Source organism: Mesorhizobium sp. M3A.F.Ca.ET.080.04.2.1, from assembly GCF_003952525.1.
Taxonomy (GTDB): domain Bacteria; phylum Pseudomonadota; class Alphaproteobacteria; order Rhizobiales; family Rhizobiaceae; genus Mesorhizobium.
On the sequence record NZ_CP034451.1, the window covers coordinates 1,028,728 to 1,054,677 of the forward strand.

The following is a 25,950-nucleotide window of genomic DNA, read 5'->3' on the forward strand; positions in this document are numbered from 1 at the left end:
GGTTCAGGATGGCGAGGATGCGCCGTTGGCAAGGTCGAAGACGGTGAGCTCGCGGTCTTCTGTCGGATGCGGCAGACGCAGCACATCGATGCCGAAGACCTGGCGCACGAGCTGGGCGTCAAGCGCCTCGCGCGGCGGCGCCAGCGCATGCAGCCGGGCATTGTTCATCACCGCCACCGTGGTGGCGAAGGGCGCCACCAGCGACAGGTCGTGCAGCACGGCAACGACGGTCATGCCGAAGTCCGCGACAAGGTCGAGAAGGTCGCCGCGGGCGCGCGGATCGAGATGGTTGGTCGGTTCGTCGAGGAACAGGATTTTTGGCTCCTGCGCCATGGCACGGGCGAGTTGCGCACGTTCCCGTTCGCCACCGGACAGCGAGCCGATCGTGCGGCAAAGCAGCGGCAAGAGTCCGGTCCGGCGCAGCGCATCCACGACGATATCGCGATCCTCGCGCTTGCGCCTGATGCCGATATGCGGGACGCGGCCAAGCTCGACATAGTCGATGAGAGTAACCCGCGGATCAGGCTGGTCGGCCTGGCCGACGACGGCCATGCTGAGTGCACGCTCGCCCTGCGTGATCCTATCCAGCCGGCGTCCGGCCAGGCGCACCTCGCCGCTGGCCGGCCGCAGAGCACCACACAGCATGCGCAAGAGCGTGGTTTTGCCGGCACCGTTAGGCCCGACGATGGCCAGCCGTTCGCCCGGAGTGAGCGACAGGCTGACGCCATCGACCAGGAGCTTGCCGCCTGCCACGGCCGTCAGGCTGCGAGCTTCGAGAAGCTCAGTCATGGAGCTTCTCCCGAACGGCTTTTCGAATCAGGCCGGCTGATCCGAGCAAATAGCTTCGGCAGGGCGCGCACTCGTGGCGATCGATGGAGCCGTCCAACATTCCGTCACTCTCCAAATGGCGACGGAAGGATGCTGGACGGCCGGCTGACAGACCGGCGCCGCGTCTCCTCCCGGCACACCCCGTCCGGTCAACTCGTGTCGATGGCAGGTCTCCTGGCTCGCGGGTCGCCGCGCCATCCGCCTTCCCAGCCTTGTCGGCCAGTGGTTTTCAGATGGAGCTCGCCGCTCACAGTTGCGGGGGCAGCCACGGCATCGACCCGAGGCGGATCTCACCGTGTTCCCTTTTCACCCTTCGCCTTGCGGCTCGGGACCATGACGCAGCCATCCTAGGTCGCCCGCGCACGAGTCGCAACTGGCTTCCGTGCAATCTCGCCGGCTTGCGAAAATCCCGATTTCCGGCACTGCCTCAGCCAAACATCGGAAAAACTTCAGAAAGCGTTCGGGATTTCGCGGGCCCGAAAACGCAAAAAGATCGGGCTGGCGAAAGACCGGCCAAAACGCCGATCGCTCCCAGCCAACATTTTCCGGTCGCAGCATCCTCCCGGCGCGACCGCAACCTTGGTCACGGAGACAACATGATTGCCGCACTTTTCCATAACAGGCCGCTGAGGCGCCGCCTTGTCGCCGGCTCGATCGCCATCCTCGCCTGCGGCGCCGCCATGGTTTGGCACGGCGCACGCAGCGAGGCCTCGAACGCAAAGCCCGCCGCGCCGGAGATGAAACTGGTCAAGGCCATGGCGGTCGCCCCGACCCGCAGCGCCGACACCCGCACGGCCGTCGGTGAGATACGGCCGCGGCTCGAAAGCGACCTCGGCTTCCGCGTATCCGGCAAGCTGCTCGAACGCATCGCCGAGATCGGCTCGACGGTGAAGAAGGGTGAGGTGCTCGCCCGCATCGAAGACCAGGATTATCGCAACCGGCTCGCCAGCGCCGAGGCCGATGTCGCGGCGGCGCAAGCCGTGCTCGTCGAAGCAAGCGCCGCCGAGGTCCGCATCGGCGCGCTGCTCGCCAAAGGGTTCACCACGCGCGCCACTTACGACGCGACGCTGAAGAATTTGCGCTCGGCGCAGGCCAAGCTCAAATCGGCGAACATCGCCTTCGAGATGGCCAAGGACCAGGTCGCCTATACCGAACTGCATGCTGAATTCGACGGCATCGTCACCGCCACCGGTGCCGAGGCCGGACAGTCGGTCGCTGTCGGCCAGATGGTGGTGCGCGTTGCCGATCCGAGCGGGCGCGACGCGGTGTTCTCGATCGCGGAAGCCGCCTTCGCCAACACGCCCGACACGAAGCGGCCACCGCAGGTCACTGTCTCGCTGCTCAGCAATCCGGCGATCACCGCGATCGGCACCGTCCGCGAGATCGCGCCGATGGCCGATGCCGCGACCCGCACTTTCCAGGTCAAGGTTTCGCTCGAGAACGCTCCGCAAGAAATGCGCTTCGGTGCCAGCGTTTCCGGCCGCGCCGAGGTGGCCGGCACGCCGGTCGTGGTGCTGCCGGGCAGCGCGCTGTTCGACAAGGACGGCAAGCCGGCCGTCTGGGTGGTCACCGCCGCGTCGGGGGTGGAACTGAGGCCCATCACCGTCGCTCGCTACGAGACCGATCGGGTCGTCGTCAGCGACGGGCTTGGCCAGGGCGATGTGGTCGTCACCGCCGGCGTAAACCGGCTGCGGGAACACGAAAAAGTTCGTATCGTTGAGGGAGAAGGACAATGACCATGTCCAAGACAAAGGTCCTCATCGCCGGCGCCGGCCCGACCGGGCTGACGCTCGCACTTTGGCTGACCAGGCTCGGCGTGCCGGTGCGCATCTTCGACAAGGCGGCGGCTCCCGGCGAAACGTCGCGGGCGCTGGCCGTCCAGGCGCGCACGCTGGAGTTCCATCGCCAGATCGGCATCGTCGAGGATGTCCTTGCCGAGGGCGTTAGACTGGAGCAGCTAACGATACACACGCCGTCCGGCGTCGCCGCGAGGCTGCCGCTCTCCGATTTCGGCCGCGGCATCAGTCCTTATTCCTTCGCCTTCGCGCTGCCGCAGCATATCCACGAGCGCGTGCTGATCACGCATCTGGAGCGTGCCGGCGTCGAGGTCGAGCGCGGCACGGAGCTCGTCGCCTTCCAGGACAAGGGCGAAGCGGTCATCGCGACCCTTTTGCGGAACGGCAAGACCGAGACCGTGAGCGCCGCCTATCTCGCCGGTTGCGACGGCTCCCGCAGTGCCGTGCGCCATGGGCTGAACATCGGCTTCCCCGGCGGCACGTACGAGCAGTCCTTCTACGTCGCCGACGTCAAAGGCAGCGGCGAGATCACCCGCAACGGCATGGACACGACGATCAGCACCTATGGTTTCGCGATCGTCATGCCGGTCCGGCAGTCCGGCTCGGCGAGGCTGATCGGCATCGTGCCGAAGGCACATGAGGCCGACGAGACGATCACCTTCGAGGCGATCCGTGCAGACATCGAGCGCGACACCGGCGTCAAGGTCCATGAAGTCAACTGGTTCTCGACGTACCGCGTCCACCACCGGGTCGCGGAACGCTTCCGCGTCGGCCGCGTCTTCCTGGTCGGCGATGCCGGCCACATCCACAGCCCGGCCGGCGGCCAGGGCATGAACACCGGCATGGGCGACGCGGTGAACCTCGCCTGGAAGCTCGCCGCGGTCGTGCAGGGGCGAGCCGATCCGCGCCTGCTCTACAGCTACGAGCCGGAACGCATCGCCTTTGCGAAGAAGCTGATCGAGAGCACCGATACCGCTTTCCGGTTCATCACCAGCCGCTCGCGGCTGATCGGGCTGTTCCGGCGCTATCTGATGCCGAAGTTCCTGAACGCGCTGCTCCACACATCGTTCGGCTCGCGCGCCTTCTTCGGCTTGATCTCGCAGGCAGCGATCCAGTATCGCGCCGGGCCGATCAGCTCGGGCACGGCAGGCAAGGTGAGCGGCGGGGATCGCCTGCCTTATGTCGTCCACGGCAGCAGCGACAATTTCCAGCCGCTGCGGTCGCTGGATTGGCAGGTCCATGTCTATGGCGAGGTCAATGCCGAGTTCCGGGCGATGCTGGCATCGACCGGGATCCCGGTCCACGCGTTCGCATGGTCGGAGGCGGCCGGGAAAGCCGGCCTGCAGCGCGACGCCGCCTATCTGGTGCGGCCGGACGGCCATGTCGGACTCGCCTCGCCAGTTCAAGAAGCAGCCAGCTTCCAGCGCTATCTCGCCAGCCTCGCCATCAGGCCGCGGCTAGCCGAGCGGGCGCCCTACCGCGTGCCGGGTACGATGCACAGCCTGGCCTGAACTTCCACGGCTCCCGCCCGAGGGCGGGTGCCGACCGAACCCAACCGTCAGTTGTTTTCGCCAGCCGGCAGCCGCCGGCGGAACGCGCTTTTGTGCGCCTGAGAAGGAACCGCATCATGACCAGCTTCAATCTTTCCGAATGGGCGCTGCGCCACCGGAGCTTCGTCGTCTATCTGATGATCGCGGCGGCGCTTGCCGGGCTCTACGCCTATGGCGGCCTCGGCCGCGAGGAGGACCCGCCTTTCACCATCAAGACCATGGTGGTGAAGACGATGTGGCCCGGCGCCACCACCAGCGACACGGTGGAGCAGATCACGGATCGCATCGAGAAGAAGCTCGAGGAGCTGCCCGACCTCGACTACGTCAAGAGCTATACCAAGCCTGGCGAGTCGGTCGTCTTCGTTAATTTGAAGGACACGGTCGCGGGCGACCAGGTGCAGCCGCTTTGGTACCAGGTGCGCAAGAAGCTCGACGACATCAAGCCGACCTTGCCGTCCGGCGTCCAGGGGCCGTTCTACAATGACGAGTTCGGCGACACCTATTCGCTGATCTATGCGCTCACCTCCGACGGCCTCAGCCATCGCGAGCTGAAGGACCTGGCCAGCAGCCTGCGCGCCGGACTGCTCACCGTGAAGGACGTCGCCAAGGTCGACCTGGTCGGCCAGCAGGACGAGAAGATCTATCTCGAATTCTCGACTCAGAAGGTGGCGGCGCTCGGCCTCGACGTCGGCACGCTGTCGCAGGCGCTGCAGGCGCAGAACGCGCTGACCCCGAGCGGCACGGTCGATGCCGGACCCGAGCGCATCGCCATCCGCGTTTCCGGCAGCTTCACCTCCGAGGAGAGCCTGAAGGCGATCAACTTCTACGCCAACGGCCACTATTTCCGGCTGGGCGACGTCGCCGAGGTCAAGCGCGCCTATTCCGACCCGCCGCAACCGATGTTCCGCTTCAACGGCAAGCCGGCGGTCGGCATCGCCATTTCGATGACCTCGGGCGGCGACGCGCTGGCGCTGGGCGAGAACGTCAAGGAAAAGATGCATGAGATGGAGGCCGAACTGCCGCTCGGCGCCGAACTCGGCCTGGTCGCCGACCAGTCGCATGTGGTCGAGGAATCCGTCGGCGAGTTCACCAAGAGCCTCGGCGAGGCGATCGCCATCGTGCTCGCCGTCTCGCTGCTGGCGCTTGGCTGGCGGCCCGGCGTCGTGGTGGCAGTCGCCATCCCGCTGGTGCTGGCGATCACCTTTGTCACCATGGAGTATTTCGGCATCTCGCTGCAGCGCATCTCGCTCGGCGCGCTGATCATCGCGCTCGGCCTGCTGGTCGACGATGCCATGATCGCGGTCGAGATGATGATCTCGCGCATGGAGGAAGGCTACGACAAGATCTCGGCAGCCACCTACGCCTATACGTCCACCGCCTTCCCGATGCTCACCGGCACGGTGGTGACGATCGCCGGCTTCGTGCCGGTCGGCTTCGCCAAGAGTGGCGCCGGGGAATACTGCTTCTCGCTGTTCGCCGTCGTTGCCATCGCGCTGGTCGTCTCCTGGGTGGTGGCGGTGCTGTTCACGCCGCTCACCGGCGTCTTCCTTCTGCCGGACCGCATCAAGGGCCATGGTGGCAGCCATCAGCCCTCGCGCATTGCCCGCGGCTTCCAGGCGCTGCTCGAGACGGCGATGCGGGCGAAGTGGCTGGTGCTGTCGGCAACCGCCGGGCTGTTCGCGCTGTCGGTCGTGGCGATGGGCTTTGTGGGGCAGGAGTTCTTCCCGAAGTCGGACCGGCCCGAGGTCATGGTCGACCTCACTTTGCCGCGTACCGCTTCGATCAAGTCGACGGATGCGGTTGTGGAGCGGGTCGAGAAGCTGCTTGCCACCGATCCCGACATCGACCACTGGAGCTTCTATGTCGGGCAAGGCGCGGTGCGCTTCTACCTGCCGCTCGACGCACAGCTTGCCAACGACTTCTTCGCCCAGGCGGTCGTAGTGACCAAGGGCCACGCCGTGCGCCAGGCGGTCATCGACCGGCTGGAGAAGCAGTTGTCGACCGGCTTCGACGACGTCATGGCCCGCGTCACGCCGCTGGAGCTCGGCCCGCCTGTCGGCTGGCCGCTGAAGTTCCGCGTCTCGGGTCCGGACCCGGACAAGACCAGGAGCCTGGCGCAGCAGTTCGCGCAGGTGCTGGGCAGCGATGCTTCGGTGCGCAACATCAACTACGACTGGAACGAGCCGGCCAAGGTCATCAAGGTCGAGGTCGACCAGGATAGGGCGCGGGCGCTGGGCATCTCCTCGCAGCAGCTGTCGGAGACGATCAACGCTGTGCTGTCGGGCTCGAAGATCACCCAGATGCGCGACGATACCTATCTCGTCGACATCGTCGCCCGCGCCGTCGAATCGGAGCGCGCCAGCATCGACACGCTGCGTGGCCTGACGATCAGCGCCTCGGGCGGACGCCGCGTGCCGCTCGAACAGGTGGCGAAGCTCAGCTATCAGACCGAGCCGCCGCTGATCTGGCGCCGTGGCCGCCTGCCGACCGTGACGGTGCAGGCCGACGTCGCGCCGGGCGAGAACGCCACCTCCGTGTCGCGGCGGCTGGAGAGCGCCATCACCGCCTTCAAGGCGGAGCTGCCGGCGCGCTACAGCGTCGAGCAGGGCGGCGTGATCGAGGACAGCGCCAAGGCGCAGGCCAGCATCTTCGTGGTCTTCCCGCTGATGCTGTTCATCATGGCGACGGTGCTGATGATCCAGCTGATGAGCTTCCAGCGCCTGGTGCTGGTGCTGCTCACCGCTCCGCTTGCGATCATCGGCGTCGCCGGCGCGCTGCTCTTGTCGGGCGCACCGATGGGCTTCGTCGCGATCCTCGGCGTGATGTCGCTGATCGGCATGGTGATCCGCAACTCGGTCATTCTGATCGCGCAGATCGACCAGCATATCGCCGCCGGCGAAGAGCCTTGGGCCGCGGTGATCAGCGCCACCACGCACCGGCTGCGGCCGATCCTGCTCACGGCCGCGGCCGCCATCCTGGGCATGATCCCGATCGCGCCGACCGTGTTCTGGGGACCGATGGCCTATGCGGTGATGGGCGGCCTGATGGTGGCGACCGTGCTGACGCTGGTCTTCCTGCCGACGCTCTACGTCACCTGGTTCCGCATCAAGGCGCCAGAGACCAACAAGACCACCGGCCGGGTGACGACCGCCGAGCCGCAGCCGCTGGCCGCCTGAACGGCACATCCTCCCAAGCCACGGCGGAAAGCCGCCGTGGCAGCCAATCAAACGGAAAGGAACGACCATGACCCTCTTCTACGGAAATCTTCTCGTTCGCTTCAATGCCGGGTTCCTGATCCTCGCATCGGCGGGCGGGCTCGTCACCGACATTGCCGGTTCCTTCTTCGGGCGCGGCGCCGAAGCCGGCCTGCTCGGCGACGCGCCCGGCGCCGGCATCGGTTTCATCGAGGCGCATGGGCTTGCCCTGATCATCGGCGTGACGCTCTGGCGCATCGCCTATTCGCGCAACTGGCACGCCGTGCTGGCGGCCGTGCACGTGCTGCTCGGAACCGCGAACCTTCTGTTCTGGCAGTTCTTCATCGCCGCCGACGTGCTCGTCGTCGGCTACGTCACGACCGCGGCGCACTGGCTGTTCGTGGTTGCTCACCTGGCGGCACTGAGGGGCTCGACCCGGGTTGCCGTTTCATCTTCCCACTAGACTTAGGAGAAACGCCAATGCCTTTGAAATCCGTGAAGAAATTCCGCTCGGCCGCCGCCTTGCTCGCACTCGGCCTCGCCGCCGTCGAGATCGTCGGCAGCGCCGTGCCGGCCCTGTCGCTGGTCGGCACGGCTGAAGCCCGTTTCGGCCACCCCTGGACGCCGCATAGCGCGGCGGGCGTCGCGCGCCGGACCACGACCTGGCGCGTGCTGAGGCACACCACCGCCTGGGTGGCCACGCTGCCGGCCGGCTGCGTGCGCACCAAGGTCAACGGCTTCGAGGTCTGGCGCTGCGGCGGCACCTATTACCGGGCCTATCAGGGCCGCTACATCGTGGTCGTCGTCGATTGAGGCGTTCAGGCACAACCCAAATTAGCCGAGGGCAAGTCTGACGCCCTCGGCGAGATGCTCGGCATCCGCCCGGTTCTCGAACGGTACGCCGCGCAGCGCATAGTCGAGCGGCGAGAAAGGCTCACCCTCCTCGATGAGGACGATCTGCCGCCGCGCCTTCTCCATGTCGCCCATCTGGGCGTAGCAGGCGGCCAGCCGCGTCCGGATCCACGGCGCCGGTCGCGTGGCCAGTTCCAGCGCGTCGGCCGCCTGTCGATATTCCCCCATCATATAAAGCGCCAGCGCGCGGTCGAATTGGTACCAGTGCGGGTGCAAGGGGTCGATGCGAATGCCGCGCGCCAGCCAGGTCAGCGCTTCCAGCGGCCGGCCGCGCATCGTCAGCAGCATGCCCATCTGCTCGATGCTGTCGGCGTCATAAGGGTTGAGCTGCAGCGCGATGCGCATGTGATGCTCGGCCGCTTCGTGGTCGCGCATGTAGAGGCGGATCAGCGACTGCACGCGATGGCCGGTCGGCTGGTCCGGGGACAAGGCCAGGCCCTTGTCGGCGAGATCGCGCGCATTTTCCAGCACTGAGTCGCTGGCGCGGCCGAACTCGCCATCCAGCGCCCGTGCCAAAGCGAGATAGGTATAAGCCAATCCGTAGTTCGGATCCTTGGCGACGGCCGCCTCGAACAGAGCTTCGGCGCCGCGCTGATCGGTCTGCGCCGGATCGCGCAGCAGCGCGAAGCCGCGCAGCGCCAACTCGTAGGCGGCAAGGCTGGTGACCGGCTTGCGTGAGGCCTGCTCCAGTCCGGCATTGGTGACCCGCGTGACCAGGCGGCTGACGATCTGCTCGACAATCTCGCGCTCGATCGCGAACAGCCCCTCGCCATGCGACTGGTAGCGGTCACCCCAGAGCTGGCTGGCGGTGGCGATGTCGACGAGACTGACGGCGACCACGACATGCTCGCCCTGGCGGCGCAGCGACCCTTCGACCAGATAGTCGGCGCCGATGCGGGCGCGGATCTGGGGCCATTCGGCGCGGCCGAAGGAGGCGAACGAAAAGCTCGAATTGCGGGCCAGCACCGTAATTGTGCCGAAGCGCGCCACGCCATTGATCAGGTCCTCGGCAAAGCCGTCGACCATCGCTTCGTCGGCCGGGTCGCCGCTCTCATTGCGGAAGCGCACGACGGCCACGATCGGATGGGTGCTGATCTCCGGTGCCGCCTCGGCCTCGGCAGCCAGCATGTAGCCGCGCTTGGAGACGGTGCGCACCATCTCCTCGCCCAGCACCTTGCGGATCTCGCGCACCGACTGGGTCAGCGAATCCTCGGTCACATAGACGCCCGGCCAGACGACATCCATCAGCTCCGATTTCGGCACGACACGGCCCATGTTGCGGGCGAGATGCGAAAGCACCGCATAGGCCTTCGGCCGCAGGAACAGCGGCTCGTTGACGCCGCGCAGCGTTCCCATGGCGAGGTCGAGCGTGAACCCGCCAAACCGGAAAACCTGATCGGCCGTCGCGACCGTCATCGGGACACCCCTTCCCCATCCGCGCATCATACCGGTCGATCCCACGCGACCCGGCACACGCCGCGCTATTATTGCCCAGCGCGCAATTTGGATCAAACTGGCTGGCCTTCCCCTCCTCCCCTCGTGGGAAGCAAAGCGCGCTAAAGCTGCAGGTTCCAGGTCTGGCCGACCAAGTCCTTGCCGAAGGAATGGTGGCGTTCCTCTTCGGCCAGCTTGAATCCAGCCGCCTGGTAGATGCGGCGGGCCGAGCCAAGGATGTCGTTGGTCCACAGCGTCAGTGTCTTATAGCCCGTGGCGCGCGAGAAGGCGATGCACTCGTCGACCAGCCGCCGGCCGATGCCGAGGCCCCGGGCCGAGTGCTCGACATAGAGCAATCGCAGCTTCGCCACCTCCGGCGACTTGCGCATGACGAAGACCGAACCGACCACCTCGCCTTCCCGTTCGGCGATCCAGCTGCGCTCCCATTTCGGATCGTAGTTCTTGACGAAGGCAGCGAGGATCTCCGCGACGAGGGCCTCGTAGGTTTCGTCCCAGCCATAATCCTGCGCGTAGATGAGACCCTGGCGATGCGTGATCCAGCCGATATCACCGACCTGCAACGGCCGCAGGACATATGGCACCTTGGGTTCGGGACGATCGCCGAGGAGATCCTGCACGAGGCGCATCGCTTTGACCAATCGGTCCTGGTCCGCCGGGGCGAGACGGCCGAGCAGCGCACGCACCTGGTCATGCGAATCCCGGTTCAAAGGGGCGAAGGCTTCCCTGCCCGCCGGCGTCAGCGCGATCGAGGAGCGTCGCGCATCGGCCTCGGTGGCGGCGCGCGCGACCAGGCCGCGCTCCTCGAATTTTTTCAGCAGGCGGCTGACATAGCCGGGGTCGAGGCCGAGGTCGCGCACCAGATCGCTGGCGACCAGTCCGTCATGATGGGCCAGTTCGTAAAGCACCCGCGCTTCCGTGAGCGAAAACGGGCTCTTCAGCAGACCCTCGTCGAGCAGGCCGATCTGGCGGGTGTAGAAGCGGTTGAAGGCGCGGACGACGTCGATGCGATCCTTACCGGCGCGATTGTGGATTGTCATGGGAGTCCTCCTGTCCTGGACAGGATCAATCATTTAGTTGACTGAGTCAACTAAATATGCACGCATTGGATGATCAACGTTGGCGGGACAGCGCCCCCCTCTGTCCTGCCGGACATCTCCCCCACTTGGGGGAAGATCAGACGTCACGCTGGCCTCCGCCAATTCTCCAACGTCGCAACAAGAGCGAGGCGCCGAAGCTTCCAATCTCCCCCCTCGTGGGGGAAATGGCCGGCAGGCCAGAGGGGGCGCGAAGGATCACTGCGAGGGCTGTTACGCCCTCACCCCATCGGCAGCACCGGCCAGAACTCCACGATCCGCCCACCGGCAAACACCGCAATCGGGCCGAAATGCTGCAGCACCGCCTCGCTCTGCGTCGGCCGCAGGAAGGCGTAATCGCTCGGCCTCACGTCCGCGCCAGCGGGCAAGCCCATGAACTGCTGGTTGGAGGAGAAGCCCATGAAGCCGTTCGGCTTCATGCCTTCGGGGAACACCGGCTCGGCCATCCATTTGCCGCCATAGAGATAGCAGCCCCAGCGCGGGAAAAGGCCCAGTGCCTGCAGGGTCTTGGACAGCCACGCCGGACCGGGCAGCACCGGATCGACCACTTTCAGGATCGGCGTCGCGATGAAAGCCGCCGGCTGGAAACCGTCGAGGCCGGGCGTGTCGAAATCGCCGGGCAGCATGAAGGCCGAGCCGATCGACACTTCATTGGCCACCGCGGCACCATGCAGCAGCGCCGTCTTCGAGCCGCCGATGTTGAGAATGCTGCGCTGGCCGAGATCGAGAGCGGACACGAACTCGGCCGCTTTGGCACAGGCCTGCTTCAGCGCCTTTTCCGCGCCGCCGAACAGGCCTGGGATCTCCGGCGCATGCGCCTCATAGGCCATGATGCCTGCGCAGCGCAGTCTCTTCGGGATGGTCACCGCTTTGATCTCCGACGGGCTGGCAAACCCGCCGCGATGCAGGCCGATATCGACCTCGAAGGCGAAGCGCAGTTCGGTGCTCAGCTCGGCCGCGAGCGATGCGTATTCAGCCAGCCGCTCGGGCGTGTCGATCAGCCAGCAGACGCGCGATCCCCAGCCGGCGCCGCCGCTGGCGAGCGCGGCCCGCGCCGCGCCGGCCGGCATCGGCTTGCCGTAGAGCAGATCGCCTTCGGGAAAGGCATCCAGCACGGCCTGGGTGATTGGCGGATGGAAGGTCATGAAGCGGCTGGTGCCGAGCGCGCTGGCGATATGCGCCAGAAGCGGCAGGCATGGCAGCGACTTGTCGACCAGCCGCACGGCAAGGCCGGGCGCAAGCCTTCGCTTCACAAGCGCAATATTGGCGTCCAGCCGGTCACGGTCGAGCACCAGGCATGGCCGAAAAATATCGGCCGCTTTCAATGCCTTCGATAGTTCGGTGAAATAGGCGCTCATTGCTCAATGCCGAACAGGCCGGCCATGTAGGGCGAGACAAAACGGTTTCCCGGGTCGATGTCACGGCGCACCGCCATCGCGTCGTCCCAGCGCGGATAGAGCTTTCTGAAGTCCGCCGCCTTCAGGCTGTGAATCTTCCCCCAATGCGGCCGGCCGCCATATTTGCGGAAAATGGGTTCGGCCGCGCGCATGAAGGGCAGCGGATCGTTCGCCGCATCGTGGTGGATAGCGATCGAGCAGGTGAGCCTCTTGTGGAAGGGCGAGAGCCAGAACGCGTCTGGCGCCACGGAACGCACCTCCATCGGGAAATAGACCTCCGGAAAGTGCTTTTCCGTCAGCTCGATGATCTCGGCCAGTGCCTTCGGCCCTTCCTCGAAAGGCAGGTGATATTCCATCTCGTTGAACTTTGTCTGCCGGTCGCTGGCGTAGACGTTGAGCCAATCCTGGACATAGTCCTCGGATGGCACCTTCTTGACCGCGCCCTTGATCAGCGCCCGGCGCAGTGCAGGCAGCCTTCGCAGCAGAGTGCGCAGCTTGCGCAGGGTGGCCAATCCCTCTTCGTCGTCTTCCGTCGGCCGGGTCGTCGTCGGCTGATCGCTCAGATCGCTGGCGATGAACTGGGCGTAGCCGGAAAACGGGATGTAGTAGAATTCGGCCGAACGGTGCGCGGCCATCATCGCCTCGAACTCGCGCAGCATGTCGCCAATCGGCAGCACCCATTTGCGGCGGCGCAGCCAGTAGGTGGGCATGTTGTTGAGCGTCAATTCCGTGAGCACGCCGAAGGCGCCGAGCGCCACCCCGGTGGCATGGATCATTTCCTGATCCCCTGCCCGGCTGAACTCGCACAGCTTGCCTTGTCCGTCGACGAACTGCACAGCTTCCAGTTGTGTGTGATAGGCGCCGAGTGTCGAGCCCGAGCCATGCGTCGCCGTGCCCAGCGCGCCGCCGATCGCCTGGCGGTCGATGTCGCCCATGTTCGGCAGGCCCTGTCCGATGCCTTGCAGGATGCGCATCAGGGCGCCGAGCCTTGTCCCCGCCCTCACCCGCGCCTGGTGGTGCGCGGCGTCATGCGAGACCAGCCCCTCTATCTTCTCCAGGGAGATGATGGTGCCGTCGGACTGGACCAGCGGCGTGAATGAATGGCCCGCGCCGGCAACCCGCAGCGGACCCGGCGCCGTGCGCACGAGGTCTGCCAGTTCGCCGACGTCGGCGGGTGTGGCGATCAGCTTCGGCGCTGCCTTCACGAGGCCGGACCAGTTGCTCCAGGAGTTTGCCATCATCGCGCCGTTGAAGCCGGGCTGCGACGCCGCGCAACCAGCACGAAGACGCCGAGCAGGGCCACGCTGGCGAGCGCGGTGGCGGCGGCGAATTCCGGGACGGGCCGGAAATTCTCGCCGTCGATGAGCAGCGAGGCCGCGATCGGGCCGATGGCAAGGCCCAGGAGCTGGGCCGCCGGCACCAGAAGCACGGCGGTGCGACTGTCATCGGCGGTGATCGCCAGCCGGATCTGGTAGGGCACGATGAAGAGCAGAATGAAACCCATCACCAGCGTCGCTGCCCAGAAGGCATTGAACCCCGGGGCCGAAGCGAGCAATACCGAGCATGCGACCGCGACCGCGCCGATGATGGTGATGGCGGCGCGATAGTCGAGGCGCGCCTCGAACACGGTTGCGATCATGGCGCCGATCACCTGCGCAGCGAGGCTGGCCGACACCATCAGGCCGACGGTGCGTCCATCGATGCCGAACTGCGCTCCAAGCGGCTCCAGGAAGGCCCAGATCGCGCCGAAGTACATGAAGTAGCACAGAATCGAGAGAAGCGCGGTGATTGCCGGCACAGTGAGCACATTGGCGAAATGCTCCTCCTTCGGCAGGTTGGCATAGTCGTCCGGCACCGTCCAGGCGACCAGCAGCGAAGCGAGGCAGACCACACCGAGGGCGATGAAGCCTCCGCTCGCGCCCATGGCCGGCACGACATAGAGTGCAAGCAGCAGCGCCAGAGCGCATTGCACCAGCGTCTGCAGCGTGACGAAATAGCCGCCGATGCGCTCGGCGCGCCGCGAACGGGCGATCAGTTCGGTGGCGACCGCGACCAGCCCGCCCTCGGCAAGACCTGCGACAGCGCGCGCGGCGATCAAGGAGCTGGCGGTAATGGCGTAGGCAGTCCAGGAGTTGGCGAGCGCCAGCAGGAGCAAGAGCAGCGCGCTCTTGCCGCGCATGTTGCGCGCCGGCAAGAGCATGGCCACGACGCCCGAGCCGATGGCGATGGCAATCATCTCGGCGGTGGCGACGAGCGCCAGCTCGTCACCGGTGACATGGCCTTCCGAGAAAAGCGCGCCGAGCAGCACCGGCTGCAGGCCGAGGATGAGCAGGCCGACGGAGCCGATCCACAGCGCCGAAGCAAGCTGCAGGCCGGTCGGATTGCCGACCAGCCAGTCGCCCTCTTCCACCTGTCCGGCATCAGCGACAGTCACGAGGCGCCCTCCCTTGCGGCTCGATTGAAAAACTGACAAATTGTCAGCATTCGTGAAACTGATACTTGATCATGTTTCTTGTCAACCGCGAATTCGCAAGCTCTCACCGAGAGATTTGGCGCATGAGGGAAGCAAGGCGAACGGCGACGGAACCGCGGCGCAAGCCCAAGCAGGAGCGCAGCCGCGAGCGGATCGACGCGATCCTTGCGACCACCATGCGGCTGATCGGCGAGAAGGGCATCGATGCGGTGACGATGAAGGAAGTCGGCGCGCTGGCCGGCGGGCCGATCGCCACGGTCTACCACTATTTCCCCAGCAAGTCGGCGATCCTCGCCATGCTCTACGACCGGTTTGCGGAAGAGAGCCGCGCGCGCTTCGCCACGATCATCGCCGAAATCCGCGGGCTGGATGACGTGACCACCGCCGCTGACCGTCTGCTCGACGACTATTGCAGCCGTGTCGCGGCTGATCCGGCCATCCAGGACCTGCAGAACGCCATCCAGGCCGACAAGGCCCTGCAGCATCTCGATATCGCCGAGACGCGGCGGCAGGCGGATATGTTCTGCACAAAGGTCGCGCCGATGCTGCGGGCCGACCAACGCGAGGCGTTTGGGCGTGTCGTGTTCCTGATCTTCCAGCTTGCCGGCGGCGTCGTGCGGCTGGCGCTGACCCAGGACGAGGCGGAGGGCCGGAGGACGATCGAAGACTATCGCTCGATCATCCATGCGCAGTTGCGGCTGTTTTTGTAGGGAAGTCTCGCAGCCCGCAAAAGCGCGGCGCTCACCCCCTCGGGGGACTTGCGTTAGACGACCTTGCGCATCAGGGCCTCGAAGCCGTCGGCCAGATGAGCGGCGCCGGCCGCGAACATCTTCACCAGGTTTTTCGGTCGTCCCGGCGTCTTGTTGGCATCGAGCAGGACGGCCTTGCCCTCGTGCATGACGAAATCGAATTTTCCGTAGTCGAAGCCGAGCTCGCGTCGCCGCTCACGCATCTCATCGGGGACAGGCACAGGCTCGCGCCGGATGGTTTCGGATGCCTTGACCAGGCTGTTCGGCGATACATAGCGGGTGCAACGTTCGTGCTCTCCGCAAAAAACCCAGAAACGCGCCGCGAAGCCGTCGTGTTCTTTCTCCGGAATGAATTTTTCCACGACGAGATCATCGCGCCCGAAGATGCCGTCCGGAACCTCACCCAGGGACGCGTAAACCTCATATGCCCGTTGGACCGGCACGTCCGGAAAAGGTGGCGATTTCCCCGCCCGCTTTGCTCGCCGATTCAGCAGCGTCTCCGGAATGCCCTGATTGTTGAGGTTGCTCTTGACGATCACGGGTCCTTGCCAGACCTCGCCGCTGCTTACCAGCGCCCCGCTGATCTTCCGTTTCGAAATGTCGGCCGCCCCGACATTGAGGCAGAACGGAAAACTTCCCGCATAATCGAGGTAGTCCGCGGATGTCGTCGTCGCATCGACATGCAGGACAGCGATATCGGCGTCGTGCCTCTTCGACAGCCCCTGCTGAATCCGGATCGAATGGCCTCGGCTTTTCAATTGTCCCAGAATATCGAAAAGCAGATAGGGACTTCCCCTGCGCAGCAGGATGTCGCGCTTGCCCAGGAACTGGTCATGCTCATGCGTTATGACAATGATACGCGCCACCAAGCCATCCCTCGTTTCCACCGCATTTACATTAAGCGGCTACTAGCGATTGAATCTAGAGTTTCCTTCCCGCGTCCGACGGATCTCCATGACAACACACTGGGACAATTATCATCGCCATTGGAACTCGCTCGAAGCGCCCCTGCGGCCGACCCCGGAGACGGTCGGCATTTTCGAGCGCGAGCTCGACCCGGGCGAAGCGGACGTTCTTCTGCTGGGCGTCACTCCGGAACTGGCCGGCCTCGGCAGGACCATGCTGGCGGTCGACGGGTCAGCGGCGATGGTTTCGGGCGTATGGCCGGGCGATGACGCCCGCCGCAGGGCGATAACCGGGAATTGGCTGGACCTTCCGATCGCCAGCGCCAGCGTCGGCGCAGTCATCGGCGATGGGTGCTTGACCGTCGTCGGTTCCGCCCGCGCACGCCATGGCCTTTTCGGCGAAGTCGCCCGGGTGCTGAAGCCCGGCGGGCGGGCAGCGATCCGTGTTTTCGCCGGTCCAGAGACATTCGAGGATTTGCCAAGCATCAAGGCCCAGGCGCTCGCCGGCGAGATCGGGAATTTCCACGCACTCAAATGGCGCATAGCGATGGCATGTGCAACGGACGATTGCGATCGCGCCATAGGTGTGCAGGCGATCCGTGACGCTTTCGACAATAACTTCCCGGACCGAGCAGCCCTTGCCGCGGCGTCGGGATGGAGCCTGTGCTCCATCGAAACAATCGATGTCTATGCGGGATCCGAAACGACCTATTGCTTCGCGACGCTGGCCATGCTGGTCGATGAGGCAAGAGACTGGTTCAGCGATGTGCGCGTCGTGCCGAGCGGCTCCTATCCGCTGGCCGAGCGTTGCCCGCTGCTGGTGCTGGGATCACCTTGCCAGGCGCTGCGATAGACGGCGATGCGGCAGGGCGGACGGCACATTCCGCAGCCGGACGAGCGGACGGGAAAAATTTCGCGCGATTGCCCCCTCCCGCGCGCCTTGACTCTGGCAGGCGGCCAGCCTATTTCAGCGCCACGTTAGCACTCGCCTTAGGTGAGTGCTAACTTATATCCGGCCTCGCCGGATGGAGGAACAGTTCTCACCGTTCTCATTCGAGGAAGAAAACATGGCAAAGTCCAAGTTCCGCCCGCTTCATGACCGCGTGGTCGTTCGCCGGGTCGAATCCGAATCCAAGACCGCCGGCGGGATCATCATCCCGGATACGGCGAAGGAGAAGCCGCAGGAAGGCGAGATCATCGCCGTGGGCTCCGGCGCCCGCGACGAAAGCGGCAAGCTCGTCCCGCTGGACGTCAAGGCCGGCGACCGCATCCTGTTCGGCAAGTGGTCGGGCACTGAAGTCAAGCTCAATGGCGAAGACCTTCTGATCATGAAGGAATCCGACATCATGGGCATCATCGGCTGAGCATCGGCCACACCATCAACTGAATCTTGAATCTGCGGGTTCGACCCGAACCCCTGCCAGGAGATTACAATGGCTGCAAAAGACGTAAAATTCTCCCGCGATGCCCGTGAGCGCATGCTGCGCGGCGTCAACATCCTCGCCGACGCGGTGAAGGTGACGCTCGGCCCGAAAGGCCGCAACGTCGTCATCGACAAGTCGTTCGGCGCCCCGCGCATCACCAAGGACGGCGTCACCGTCGCCAAGGAGATCGAACTCGAGGACAAGTTCGAGAACATGGGCGCGCAGATGGTGCGCGAGGTCGCTTCGAAGACCAACGACATCGCCGGCGACGGCACCACGACCGCGACGGTTCTGGCCCAGGCCATCGTCCAGGAAGGCAACAAGGCGGTTGCCGCCGGCATGAACCCGATGGACCTGAAGCGCGGCATTGACCTCGCCGTCGGTGAGGTTGTCGGCGCTCTCGGCAAGGCCGCCAAGAAGATCAAGACCTCCGAGGAAGTCGCTCAGGTCGGCACCATCTCGGCCAATGGCGACGAGTCGGTCGGCAAGATGATCGCGGAAGCGATGCAGAAGGTCGGCAACGAAGGCGTCATCACCGTCGAGGAAGCCAAGACCGCCGAGACCGAACTGGAAGTCGTCGAAGGCATGCAGTTCGACCGCGGCTACCTGTCGCCTTACTTCGTCACCAACGCCGACAAGATGGTCGCCGACCTGGAAGACGCCTACATCCTGCTGCACGAGAAGAAGCTCTCCAACCTGCAGGCCATGCTGCCGGTCCTGGAAGCCGTCGTTCAGACCTCGAAGCCGCTGCTCATCATCTCGGAAGACGTCGAAGGCGAGGCTCTGGCCACGCTGGTCGTCAACAAGCTGCGCGGTGGCCTGAAGATCGCCGCCGTCAAGGCGCCGGGCTTCGGTGACCGCCGCAAGGCCATGCTGGAAGACATCGCCATCCTCACCGGTGGCCAGGTCATCTCGGAAGACCTCGGCATCAAGCTCGAGAATGTCGGCCTCAACATGCTCGGCCGCGCCAAGAAGGTGTCGATCTCGAAGGAGAACACCACCATCGTCGACGGCGCCGGCAAGAAGGCCGAGATCCAGGGCCGCGTCGCCCAGATCAAGCAGCAGATCGAGGAGACCACCTCGGACTACGACAAGGAGAAGCTGCAGGAGCGTCTGGCCAAGCTCGCGGGCGGCGTCGCGGTGATCCGCGTCGGCGGCGCGACCGAGGTCGAGGTCAAGGAAAAGAAGGACCGCGTTGACGACGCGCTGAACGCGACCCGCGCGGCCGTGGAAGAAGGCATCGTCGCCGGCGGCGGCGTCGCCCTGCTGCGCGCCTCGGGCAACCTGAAGGCCACCGGCGCCAACTCCGACCAGGCTGCGGGCATCAACATCGTGCGTCGCGCGCTGCAGGCTCCGGCCCGCCAGATCGCGGCCAACGCCGGTGCGGAAGCCTCGATCGTTGCTGGCAAGATCCTCGAGAACAAGGGCGCGACCTTCGGCTTCAACGCCCAGACCGGCGAGTATGGTGACATGATCGCCATGGGCATCGTCGACCCGGTTAAGGTCGTGCGCACCGCTCTCCAGGACGCGGCTTCGGTCGCCGGCCTGCTGGTCACCACCGAAGCCATGATCGCCGAAGCTCCGAAGAAGGAAGCTGCCGGCGGTATGCCGGGCGGCATGCCCGGCGGCGGCATGGGCGGCATGGGCGGCATGGATTTCTAAGGAAATCCATAAGCACGCCCATCGACTGACAAATGCTCAAGCCCGTAAGCGGGCTTGAGTGGCGGCATGGATTTCCAAGGAAATCCATAAGCCCATCGACCAACAATGCTCAAGCCCGCAAGCGGGCTTGAGTGGCGGCATGGATTTCTAAGGAAGTCCAACCCGCTGCGGATACGGAAGGGCGGCAGAGATGCCGCCCTTTTTCGTGCCGCCCGGACAGCCCGCTTACCTGTCGGTCAGTGCCAGCTTGGCGCCAAGCATGACGAAGGCGCCGGCGAAGGTCCGGCGCATCCAGGTCAGCACCTTCGGGCGCGACACGACATGGCTGCGGACCGCAGCGGCGAACACGCCGTAGCCGGCAAAGACCAGGAAGGTCATCAGCATGAAGACGCCGCTGAGCTCCAGCATCTTCGCAAAAGCGTGCGGCTCGGTGGTGCTGACGAATTGCGGCAGGAAAGCAAAGAAGAAGATCGACAGCTTCGGGTTCAGGATGTTGATCAAGATGCCGGAGGTAATCACCTTGCCCGATGAGCGCGGCGCGGCCCTTTCGTCAACGCTCAAGCCGCCCTTCTCCTTCAGCGTGTTCCAGGCTATGTAGAGCAGATAGGCGACACCCAGATATTTCAGCGTCTCGAAGGCGACGGCGCTTGTGTGCAGCACGGCGGCGAGACCGGTGATGGCTGCGGCCATATGCGGAATGATGCCCAGCGTGCAGGCGAAGGCGGCGATGATCGAGGCTCGCGCGCCGCGCGAGAGACCGGCGCTGAGCGTGTAAAGAACGCCGGTACCGGGCGAAGCCACGATAATCAGCGACGTCAACAGGAATTCGATGCTCAAAGTATCCTCCACTGCCCTGCCCGCGCGCAACGTATCGGGGCTGATGGCGACGCACAAGCGCGGGCAAGACAGTGCGGCGTAGGAACGGAGAAGCCGAGCGTCCTACGCTTTCTTGTCGGATTTGATGCGCATGTCGTCGGCGCCGGGAGGCTGCCGGACAAGCGGACAGTCGCGCGAGGTGCAGACCGAAAGTGTCCGCGCCAGGGATCTAGCCAGCCAAGGCGCGGACGATGGCGAAGCCCGCGCCGATCGCAAGCCCGGTGGCGAGGCCTTCAGCAATGCGAATGGCGAAGGCGCCGTAACGGCTCCGTAGCGTGGGCCGCGGGGCTTGCAGGAGGCGGGAAAGCTCATCGAGTGCCGTGTCCATGGTCGGAGTCTAGATCGGAACACGGCCGATGTGAATCCCCACCCTCATGGCGTCTTCGCACCAGTTCTTAGCGACTGCTAATCCAGGGAGAGGCCGATAGACCGCGGCACTGGCGGAGCTACAAGGGGCAGCCCATATGCCGCCCTCGCCATCAAGCAGTCGCCGCCACCAGGCATGCAGGCGCGGCAGACATGCGGGCGCGCTTCGTAGACCGTGCAGGCCACCTGCTTGCCGACATCGCCGCGAAGTGCGGCGCAGCGGCCGCCCTCGCAGCGCATGCCGGACTGGTCGGCGGCGACGAGCTTCTCAGGGATGCGCTCCAATTCGGCGTCCTCCTCCGTCGAGAAGCGCGGCCAATCGGCAGCATAGGCGCAGCAGGCGCCGCAGCTCCGGCAATCAAAGGCGGCAAAATGGTCGTGCGGCAAGGCAATCCTCATGTTGCGCGTGCCTCTAGCACGACCCGAGGAATGCACCCATGGCGGCCGCACAATTTTTTTCATTTTGCCGGGAACCTTTTCGCCGGCCCGCGATTTTATATCGGTCGTCAGCAGTTCATGAGAAATCGAGAAAGGTTGATGACAAAAGACGCCTCCCGCGCCGTAAAAAGCGCGAGAGGCGTTTTCTTTTGCAGCCCTCACATGATCACGCTCATCATGGGCAGCACCTCGTAGCGGAAGCCGCGGCCTGACCGAAGGACGGGATCGCCGTCGGTCACAGCTCGCGCCTCGGCCTCGGTGGCGACACGCAATATGCAGAGCCCCCAGGGACCCGCCGGATCGGCGACGGGGCCGGCAATCATCATCGTGCCGTGGCGCAGCTGACTGCGCAGATAGTCGGCGTGGTCGCCCATCAGCGCCCTCTCTTCCTCGGTCATGGTGAAGGCGAAATCCGGCCGCGGCGGGATCAGCCGGCAATGAAACACGGCCGGCGCATTGCGCCCTGCTTCTGCGGCGAGGAACCCGCCGAGCCAGCCAAGAACGCGCTCCCAGCCGGAACCGTGGCTGCGGCAGGACTCCTGGCGCGGGCCGAAGCCGTCATGGCGCAGGGTCAGCCGCGTGCCCTCCTCCACCGCCTCCAGCGTGTAGGTGACGGTGGTGACGTTGTCGCCGTCCCACGGCGCCTTCCAGGTCATCACCAGCCGGTGCGGCGGCTCGACCTCGAGATATTCGCCTCCAACATGAAAATCCTGGCCGTCGGCGCTCTTGCCTTCCGAGCGCCAGGCGCCGCCCGGCCGGAGATCGGCGGTGTGCTTCGTCGTGCGGTACATGTCGTCCGCGCCCCACCAGAGCGGGATCTGGTCATCGGCGGTGATCGCGCGGAAGACCCGCTCGGGCGGCACCGCGATCGTCACGGTGGCAAGAATAGTACCGGCCGAAACGTCGGCGATCGCACGCGGTCTGTCATTGCTGGCCATCAGTCGTCCTCCAAATCGGCGCGCTCCAGATAGGATTTGAGATTGCCGAGGCTCTGCTGCCAGAAGTCGCGGTAAGGCAGGATCCAGTCGGCAACGTCCTTCAGTTCCGCCGGCTCCAGCCGGTAGACGCGTTCGCGACCCTGCCGCTGCTCGGAAACGACGTTGAGTTCTCGCAAGATCCTGAGATGCTTGGAAATGGCCGGCCGGCTCTGTGAGAAGGCGGACGCCAGCTCGTTGACCGGCGCCGGCCCCTTTCGCAAGCGGTCGAGGATGGCGCGCCGCGTCGGATCGGCAATGGCGCGAAAGACGGAACGGTCGGGATCAGCCTGCGGCATAATGCGTATCCATTTGGTTACGTATTATGCCGAAAAGTGCCCCCGGTCAATTCTTCCCAGGCGATGATCCAACACACCAGAATTCGGCGATTGTCCGGCCCAGCCTTCAGCTAGGCGGCGTGAGGCATGTTCCAGGTTCGTCGCTGGAAGCCTCGCGCGGCCGTTTGCTAGTCCTGCTCGTGCGGCCCGGGCTCCGGCCAAGGCTCCTTGGCCGCCTCGGCATACCAGTGCCGCATCGCCGGCGTTGCCAGCACGGCATCGACGTAGGCCCGGGTGACGGGCGCGAGCTCGCCGCCATAGGTGTCGAAGCGGGTGACGATCGGAGCGTACATGGCATCGGCCGCTGTGAAATGGCCGAACAGGAACGGACCGTCCTTGCCATATTGGTCGCGGCACTCGCGCCAGATCGTCTCGATTCTTGCCCGCTGCACCTCGCCCTCGGCGTCGAGTGGCTTGTGGGATTTCGGCCGGCGCAGGTTCATCGGCCAGCCGTAGCGCACCTCGCGAAAGCCGGAATGCATCTCTGTCGCCACCGAACGGGCCAAGGCGCGGGCGCCGAGCTCTTCCGGCCAAAGCCTTTTCTGCGGAAACAAGTCGGCAAGATATTCAAGTATCGCAAGGGTTTCCCAGACAATCCTGCCATTGTGGTCGAGCACGGGAACCAGCCCGGTCGGCGACACCTTGGCAAGGTTGGCCGCGGTCTCGGGCGTGCGCAGGCGCACGAAGCTCTCTTGAAAGGGAATCTCCAGATGCCTCATCGCTACCCATGGCCTGAGCGACCAGGATGAGAAGCACTTGTTGCCGATGTAAAGGGTGAATTCCGCCAAGATGGTTCCCCGGATTCAGCTTTGTGCGATCGCATAGCGAAGCAGACCAGGATGCGCCGGCCCGTTGGCCCGGCCCCGGCAGGAACCGCGAACCACACCAGCCCGTTTCTCTCGCGGATTGGATCTCCCGGAGACACGGAGATGGTGAACATAGATCAGGTTGCGGGCCTCGCCAAGCAGATCAGAGGCTCCATCCGGCAAGCCGTAGGCAGGGCTACGGGAAATCGCCGGATGCAGATCAAGGGTATGGCGGATACGGCCACAGGCAAGGTGCAGAAGGCCTGTGGCGACATGAAGGCCATGTGCAAAAAGGCGATGTGATTGGCGGCCCGTCGCGGTCACGTCTCAAGCGCCTTCGCAAAGGCATTGGTGAAGACGATCTCGCCGTGATCGCCGGTGGCCTCGCCAAGCACCACGTCCAGATTGTCATTGGTCACCCGAGCCAGCGCGAAGCCACCCAAATAGGCGGCTTTCGGCTTGACCAGGTTCAGCCCATCGCGCTGGTAGATCATCGGCACCTCGTGCTGATGGCCGTGGAAGACGGCCACGACATTGTAGCCCTTGAGCACGCCAAGCAGCGCATGGCGGTCGCCGTCGCTCCACCAATGCGGCGCACCGCTTCCCTCATCACTAAAAGTGCGCTTTGCCGGATCCCAGCGCTCGATCGAGAAGGTGTCCCAGCCATAGTGCTGGAACAGGATCACTGGGCGCCCGTCGGCAGCATAGGTGGCAAGGTCCTGCTTCAGCCAGGGCAGGCCGCTCGGCGCGCCATGGCCGGTGTCGCCGGCAAAGCGATGCGTCTGGACCAGATGCAGGCCGCCCCAGTCCCAGGAGTAGCAGTCGGTGTCGATATCATAGTTCGTCGCCGGCACCGGCGGCTTGAAGAAAACGCCCGGGCGGTGGTTGACCTCGACATAGTCTCGCAATTCGCGCCGATACCAGTCGATATGCGGCGGCGAGCCGTTCTGGTCGAGATCGTGGTTGCCGAGCCCGACATAGACCGGCATGTGGACGCGATCAGGCCCGATGCCCTGCTGATAGCGCTGGCTGAACTGGAGAAGCTGCGTGCCCTCGCTGGGCTCCGTGACCTGGCCGCCGCCGTCGTCGGTGATGTCGCCGCCGGTGACGAGGCCGAGCGGCGTGCCGATGCGGGCGCCGGCCGAATGCAGGCCAGTGGCGACACCGTTGATCTCGGCCGGCCATTGCTTGTCGGCGAGCGCGTTCAACGCGGCGACGTTGCGGAGCAGCGCGGCATCGGTCTTGCCTTCCTGCAGGCAATTGGGGCTGAGCCCACTCGCCATGCGGCAGGCGTGGATGTCGGCGATAAACAGGAAGGTGGCATCGATCGGCTGGATGGCGCGTCCGGCCTGGCCAAGGGCGGCGCGCGGCGCTGCGCACAGGGCCGCAAGGCTTCCCATCTGTGAGAGGAAAGCGCGGCGCGAGACGGTTGCTGGCGAGCGGCGGTTCATCGTCGCGCGATTGAACATTCTCGGCGTCGTTTCGTCTAGTTGCTGCTCGGCAGACTTTTCACGCCGACAAACTGGAGTGGTTCAGTCTGGAGTTTCTCGGAGCTTTCTCAATACCCGCGTGGCTGCGATCACCGTCCCAAATGCCAATGCGGCAATGACAGCAGCAAGTGGCGTCATGCCAATCGTCAGGTGAGCCAATGCTCCGACAGCAAAGCTGATCGATTTCAGCCAACTGGGCAGGGATTGGCCGACCTGACTTTCGAGGATTACCTCGCCACCGAACAACAGGGCCAATTGAATGACAAACAGCCAGAATAGAGCTGCAAAGAATCCAAATTTTCTGCCAAAAAACACTCGTTCAAAGCCATACGGGATGGCGACCGCTACAAAAGATACGACCAGAAAGCGCATATGAACGAATTAGCATGGCGCGGCCGAATGTCATACCAGACGCGATTGTATTTTCCCCATCGGCGCCTGCCCCTGCGCGCTCTTGCAAGTTCTTAGGATATTCCCGGGTAGCGGTTCTCTGCTGGGAATTGCACGAATCAGATCAGAGCGGGTCAGCAATCATCGGAAGCTGAATCTCCTAGGTCGACAGTCCGGTCGCGCTCTGGCATTGCTCCCACAGCCATGCGGAAAGGGGACGCCATGAAAACCATCACAATCGGCATGACGCTCGCCATGCTAAGCCTTGCCGGCGCTGCGCAAGCCGCCGACTGCGTCGATGCAAAGTCGGCGAAGGCGGGTTTCGTGCTCGAAAAGCCCGGCATCCGCAGCGAGTTCCGGCCGGCGCCTGGCGGCATGGTGGCGGTCGCCAACAACTATCAGTCGCAGTCGCCGCAGACGCAGTACCTCTATGCCGGTCTGATCGAGGTGTTTCGCGACAGCGACACCGGAAGGCTGTCGATGATCCCGCTCGGCGACATCAAGAAGCTGTTTCCGCTGAAGGCCGGCGCCAAGAGCAAGACGCAGTTCGTGCGGCTGTCGACGAAGAAGACGCCGAAGGGCACCGAGACGCTGGCGCTCGCCGTGAAGGGCAAGGAAAGCTACAAGCTTGGCGATTGCAAATACACCGTGCTTGCGGTGAGCGAGACGATCACCGGCGATTCCGGAGCGGTGATCGACACCTTTACCGCACTCTATTCGCCCGACCTGCAGGCAGTGCTGGCGCGGCGCTATGACGAAGGCACCAGCGCTCAGAGCCAGGTGGGGTTCGAGACGATCAAGCCGCTGAAGGAGTGAGGCTCAACCTGGGTCGG

At 64.8% G+C, this 25,950-nt stretch carries 26 protein-coding genes and 1 riboswitch; of the genes, 11 read left to right on the forward strand and 15 right to left on the reverse strand.

The features are described 5' to 3' along the window. Positions 1-3 precede the first annotated feature (3 nt). On the reverse strand, positions 4-789 hold the full coding sequence (locus tag EJ074_RS04760) for an ABC transporter ATP-binding protein (RefSeq protein WP_129552802.1): 786 nt from the start codon (positions 787-789) through the stop codon (positions 4-6). 185 nt (positions 790-974) lie between these two features. After that, a riboswitch (cobalamin riboswitch) is annotated at positions 975-1,179 on the reverse strand. Between the two features lie 245 nt (positions 1,180-1,424). On the opposite strand from EJ074_RS04760, the gene EJ074_RS04765 reads away from it, so the two are divergent. From EJ074_RS04765 to EJ074_RS04785, 5 genes are all read left to right on the forward strand, one after another. After that, positions 1,425-2,564, forward strand: a complete 1,140-nt coding sequence (locus EJ074_RS04765) for an efflux RND transporter periplasmic adaptor subunit (protein ID WP_095807523.1) — start codon at positions 1,425-1,427, stop codon at positions 2,562-2,564. Between the two features lie 2 nt (positions 2,565-2,566). Continuing rightward, positions 2,567-4,135 (forward strand): FAD-dependent monooxygenase, encoded by a 1,569-nt coding sequence (locus tag EJ074_RS04770; RefSeq protein WP_245420417.1) that lies wholly within the window; start codon positions 2,567-2,569, stop codon positions 4,133-4,135. Positions 4,136-4,251: 116 nt separating this feature from the next. Next, positions 4,252-7,350, forward strand: coding sequence for an efflux RND transporter permease subunit (locus EJ074_RS04775; RefSeq protein WP_095807525.1), 3,099 nt, complete (start codon positions 4,252-4,254; stop codon positions 7,348-7,350). A gap of 67 nt (positions 7,351-7,417) precedes the next feature. Then, on the forward strand, positions 7,418-7,831 hold the full coding sequence (locus EJ074_RS04780) for a hypothetical protein (protein WP_095807526.1): 414 nt from the start codon (positions 7,418-7,420) through the stop codon (positions 7,829-7,831). A 17-nt stretch (positions 7,832-7,848) separates the two neighbouring features. Further along, positions 7,849-8,181: a hypothetical protein gene (locus tag EJ074_RS04785; RefSeq protein WP_095807527.1), complete on the forward strand. Its 333-nt coding sequence runs from the start codon at positions 7,849-7,851 to the stop codon at positions 8,179-8,181. A gap of 21 nt (positions 8,182-8,202) precedes the next feature. Here the strand turns inward: EJ074_RS04785 and EJ074_RS04790 are convergent, their stop codons facing one another. The 5 genes from EJ074_RS04790 to EJ074_RS04810 form a co-directional block, all read right to left on the reverse strand. Further along, positions 8,203-9,696 carry a winged helix-turn-helix domain-containing protein gene (locus tag EJ074_RS04790; RefSeq protein ID WP_095807528.1) on the reverse strand — a complete coding sequence of 498 codons (1,494 nt, stop codon included), beginning with the start codon at positions 9,694-9,696 and terminating at the stop codon, positions 8,203-8,205. Positions 9,697-9,836: 140 nt separating this feature from the next. Further along, entirely contained in the window at positions 9,837-10,772 is a 936-nt protein-coding gene (locus EJ074_RS04795) for a bifunctional helix-turn-helix transcriptional regulator/GNAT family N-acetyltransferase (RefSeq protein ID WP_129552803.1), read from the reverse strand. A 278-nt stretch (positions 10,773-11,050) separates the two neighbouring features. Next, positions 11,051-12,187 (reverse strand): alanine racemase, encoded by a 1,137-nt coding sequence (locus EJ074_RS04800; protein WP_095807530.1) that lies wholly within the window; start codon positions 12,185-12,187, stop codon positions 11,051-11,053. Continuing rightward, complete coding sequence (locus EJ074_RS04805) at positions 12,184-13,464, reverse strand: D-arabinono-1,4-lactone oxidase (RefSeq protein ID WP_129553994.1); 1,281 nt, start codon at positions 13,462-13,464, stop codon at positions 12,184-12,186. Before EJ074_RS04805 ends, EJ074_RS04800 begins: the two co-directional genes overlap by 4 nt. Then, the gene (locus EJ074_RS04810; RefSeq protein WP_095807531.1) at positions 13,464-14,660 is read right to left on the reverse strand and encodes an MFS transporter; all 1,197 of its coding nucleotides are present in this window, start codon (positions 14,658-14,660) and stop codon (positions 13,464-13,466) included. Before EJ074_RS04810 ends, EJ074_RS04805 begins: the two co-directional genes overlap by 1 nt. Positions 14,661-14,782: 122 nt before the next feature. Here EJ074_RS04810 and EJ074_RS04815 point away from each other — a divergent pair, with 122 nt between their 5' ends. Continuing rightward, positions 14,783-15,409, forward strand: coding sequence for a TetR/AcrR family transcriptional regulator (locus tag EJ074_RS04815; protein ID WP_095807713.1), 627 nt, complete (start codon positions 14,783-14,785; stop codon positions 15,407-15,409). Between the two features lie 53 nt (positions 15,410-15,462). Here the strand turns inward: EJ074_RS04815 and EJ074_RS04820 are convergent, their stop codons facing one another. Then, complete coding sequence (locus EJ074_RS04820; protein WP_095807714.1) at positions 15,463-16,314, reverse strand: hypothetical protein; 852 nt, start codon at positions 16,312-16,314, stop codon at positions 15,463-15,465. A gap of 88 nt (positions 16,315-16,402) precedes the next feature. Here EJ074_RS04820 and EJ074_RS04825 point away from each other — a divergent pair, with 88 nt between their 5' ends. The 3 genes from EJ074_RS04825 (at position 16,403) to groL (ending at position 19,439) form a co-directional block, all read left to right on the forward strand. After that, positions 16,403-17,206, forward strand: coding sequence for a methyltransferase domain-containing protein (locus EJ074_RS04825; protein ID WP_095807532.1), 804 nt, complete (start codon positions 16,403-16,405; stop codon positions 17,204-17,206). Positions 17,207-17,420: 214 nt separating this feature from the next. Continuing rightward, positions 17,421-17,717 (forward strand): co-chaperone GroES, encoded by a 297-nt coding sequence (groES, locus tag EJ074_RS04830; protein ID WP_010915433.1) that lies wholly within the window; start codon positions 17,421-17,423, stop codon positions 17,715-17,717. Positions 17,718-17,786: 69 nt separating this feature from the next. Continuing rightward, entirely contained in the window at positions 17,787-19,439 is a 1,653-nt protein-coding gene (groL, locus tag EJ074_RS04835; RefSeq protein WP_095807533.1) for a chaperonin GroEL, read from the forward strand. A gap of 225 nt (positions 19,440-19,664) precedes the next feature. On the opposite strand, the gene EJ074_RS04840 is transcribed toward groL, so the two are convergent. The 6 genes from EJ074_RS04840 to EJ074_RS04860 form a co-directional block, all read right to left on the reverse strand. Further along, a complete protein-coding gene (locus EJ074_RS04840; protein WP_095807534.1) occupies positions 19,665-20,276 on the reverse strand; it encodes a LysE family translocator in 612 nt (203 codons plus the stop codon). Between the two features lie 208 nt (positions 20,277-20,484). Further along, positions 20,485-20,643 (reverse strand): hypothetical protein, encoded by a 159-nt coding sequence (locus tag EJ074_RS29550; protein WP_165349853.1) that lies wholly within the window; start codon positions 20,641-20,643, stop codon positions 20,485-20,487. A 77-nt stretch (positions 20,644-20,720) separates the two neighbouring features. Further along, positions 20,721-21,080: a YkgJ family cysteine cluster protein gene (locus EJ074_RS04845; protein WP_095807536.1), complete on the reverse strand. Its 360-nt coding sequence runs from the start codon at positions 21,078-21,080 to the stop codon at positions 20,721-20,723. Between the two features lie 197 nt (positions 21,081-21,277). Further along, positions 21,278-22,057, reverse strand: a complete 780-nt coding sequence (locus EJ074_RS04850) for an SRPBCC domain-containing protein (RefSeq protein ID WP_095807537.1) — start codon at positions 22,055-22,057, stop codon at positions 21,278-21,280. Beyond that, positions 22,057-22,392 carry a metalloregulator ArsR/SmtB family transcription factor gene (locus EJ074_RS04855; RefSeq protein WP_095807538.1) on the reverse strand — a complete coding sequence of 112 codons (336 nt, stop codon included), beginning with the start codon at positions 22,390-22,392 and terminating at the stop codon, positions 22,057-22,059. The genes EJ074_RS04850 and EJ074_RS04855 overlap by 1 nt, the downstream gene beginning before the upstream one ends. 167 nt (positions 22,393-22,559) lie before the next feature. Continuing rightward, a complete protein-coding gene (locus EJ074_RS04860; RefSeq protein ID WP_095807539.1) occupies positions 22,560-23,219 on the reverse strand; it encodes a glutathione S-transferase family protein in 660 nt (219 codons plus the stop codon). Between the two features lie 141 nt (positions 23,220-23,360). Between EJ074_RS04860 and EJ074_RS04865 the strand changes: the two genes are divergently transcribed. Next, on the forward strand, positions 23,361-23,540 hold the full coding sequence (locus EJ074_RS04865) for a CsbD family protein (RefSeq protein WP_095807540.1): 180 nt from the start codon (positions 23,361-23,363) through the stop codon (positions 23,538-23,540). Between the two features lie 17 nt (positions 23,541-23,557). Here EJ074_RS04865 and EJ074_RS04870 read toward each other — a convergent pair whose 3' ends face one another. Continuing rightward, complete coding sequence (locus tag EJ074_RS04870) at positions 23,558-24,706, reverse strand: metallophosphoesterase (protein WP_095807541.1); 1,149 nt, start codon at positions 24,704-24,706, stop codon at positions 23,558-23,560. Between the two features lie 63 nt (positions 24,707-24,769). Further along, on the reverse strand, positions 24,770-25,099 hold the full coding sequence (locus EJ074_RS04875) for a hypothetical protein (protein ID WP_095807542.1): 330 nt from the start codon (positions 25,097-25,099) through the stop codon (positions 24,770-24,772). A 240-nt stretch (positions 25,100-25,339) separates the two neighbouring features. Here EJ074_RS04875 and EJ074_RS04880 point away from each other — a divergent pair, with 240 nt between their 5' ends. Further along, a complete protein-coding gene (locus tag EJ074_RS04880; protein ID WP_095807543.1) occupies positions 25,340-25,933 on the forward strand; it encodes a hypothetical protein in 594 nt (197 codons plus the stop codon). Positions 25,934-25,950: the final 17 nt, after the last annotated feature.

What these genes read in the sequence shown, in the direction of transcription:
- EJ074_RS04785 (WP_095807527.1), top strand. Translation starts at nt 7,849, where the DNA reads ATGCCTTTGAAATCCGTGAAGAAATTCCGCTCGGCCGCCGCCTTGCTC.
- EJ074_RS04875 (WP_095807542.1), bottom strand. Translation starts at nt 25,099, where the DNA reads ATGCGCTTTCTGGTCGTATCTTTTGTAGCGGTCGCCATCCCGTATGGC.
- EJ074_RS04765 (WP_095807523.1), top strand. Translation starts at nt 1,425, where the DNA reads ATGATTGCCGCACTTTTCCATAACAGGCCGCTGAGGCGCCGCCTTGTC.
- groL (WP_095807533.1), top strand. Translation starts at nt 17,787, where the DNA reads ATGGCTGCAAAAGACGTAAAATTCTCCCGCGATGCCCGTGAGCGCATG.
- EJ074_RS04795 (WP_129552803.1), bottom strand. Translation starts at nt 10,772, where the DNA reads ATGACAATCCACAATCGCGCCGGTAAGGATCGCATCGACGTCGTCCGC.
- EJ074_RS04780 (WP_095807526.1), top strand. Translation starts at nt 7,418, where the DNA reads ATGACCCTCTTCTACGGAAATCTTCTCGTTCGCTTCAATGCCGGGTTC.
- EJ074_RS04775 (WP_095807525.1), top strand. Translation starts at nt 4,252, where the DNA reads ATGACCAGCTTCAATCTTTCCGAATGGGCGCTGCGCCACCGGAGCTTC.
- groES (WP_010915433.1), top strand. Translation starts at nt 17,421, where the DNA reads ATGGCAAAGTCCAAGTTCCGCCCGCTTCATGACCGCGTGGTCGTTCGC.
- EJ074_RS04865 (WP_095807540.1), top strand. Translation starts at nt 23,361, where the DNA reads ATGGTGAACATAGATCAGGTTGCGGGCCTCGCCAAGCAGATCAGAGGC.
- EJ074_RS04855 (WP_095807538.1), bottom strand. Translation starts at nt 22,392, where the DNA reads ATGCCGCAGGCTGATCCCGACCGTTCCGTCTTTCGCGCCATTGCCGAT.
- EJ074_RS04845 (WP_095807536.1), bottom strand. Translation starts at nt 21,080, where the DNA reads ATGAGGATTGCCTTGCCGCACGACCATTTTGCCGCCTTTGATTGCCGG.
- EJ074_RS04805 (WP_129553994.1), bottom strand. Translation starts at nt 13,464, where the DNA reads ATGGCAAACTCCTGGAGCAACTGGTCCGGCCTCGTGAAGGCAGCGCCG.
- EJ074_RS04760 (WP_129552802.1), bottom strand. Translation starts at nt 789, where the DNA reads ATGACTGAGCTTCTCGAAGCTCGCAGCCTGACGGCCGTGGCAGGCGGC.
- EJ074_RS29550 (WP_165349853.1), bottom strand. Translation starts at nt 20,643, where the DNA reads ATGGACACGGCACTCGATGAGCTTTCCCGCCTCCTGCAAGCCCCGCGG.
- EJ074_RS04790 (WP_095807528.1), bottom strand. Translation starts at nt 9,696, where the DNA reads ATGACGGTCGCGACGGCCGATCAGGTTTTCCGGTTTGGCGGGTTCACG.
- EJ074_RS04880 (WP_095807543.1), top strand. Translation starts at nt 25,340, where the DNA reads ATGAAAACCATCACAATCGGCATGACGCTCGCCATGCTAAGCCTTGCC.
- EJ074_RS04825 (WP_095807532.1), top strand. Translation starts at nt 16,403, where the DNA reads ATGACAACACACTGGGACAATTATCATCGCCATTGGAACTCGCTCGAA.
- EJ074_RS04800 (WP_095807530.1), bottom strand. Translation starts at nt 12,187, where the DNA reads ATGAGCGCCTATTTCACCGAACTATCGAAGGCATTGAAAGCGGCCGAT.
- EJ074_RS04870 (WP_095807541.1), bottom strand. Translation starts at nt 24,706, where the DNA reads ATGTTCAATCGCGCGACGATGAACCGCCGCTCGCCAGCAACCGTCTCG.
- EJ074_RS04815 (WP_095807713.1), top strand. Translation starts at nt 14,783, where the DNA reads ATGAGGGAAGCAAGGCGAACGGCGACGGAACCGCGGCGCAAGCCCAAG.
- EJ074_RS04850 (WP_095807537.1), bottom strand. Translation starts at nt 22,057, where the DNA reads ATGGCCAGCAATGACAGACCGCGTGCGATCGCCGACGTTTCGGCCGGT.
- EJ074_RS04770 (WP_245420417.1), top strand. Translation starts at nt 2,567, where the DNA reads ATGTCCAAGACAAAGGTCCTCATCGCCGGCGCCGGCCCGACCGGGCTG.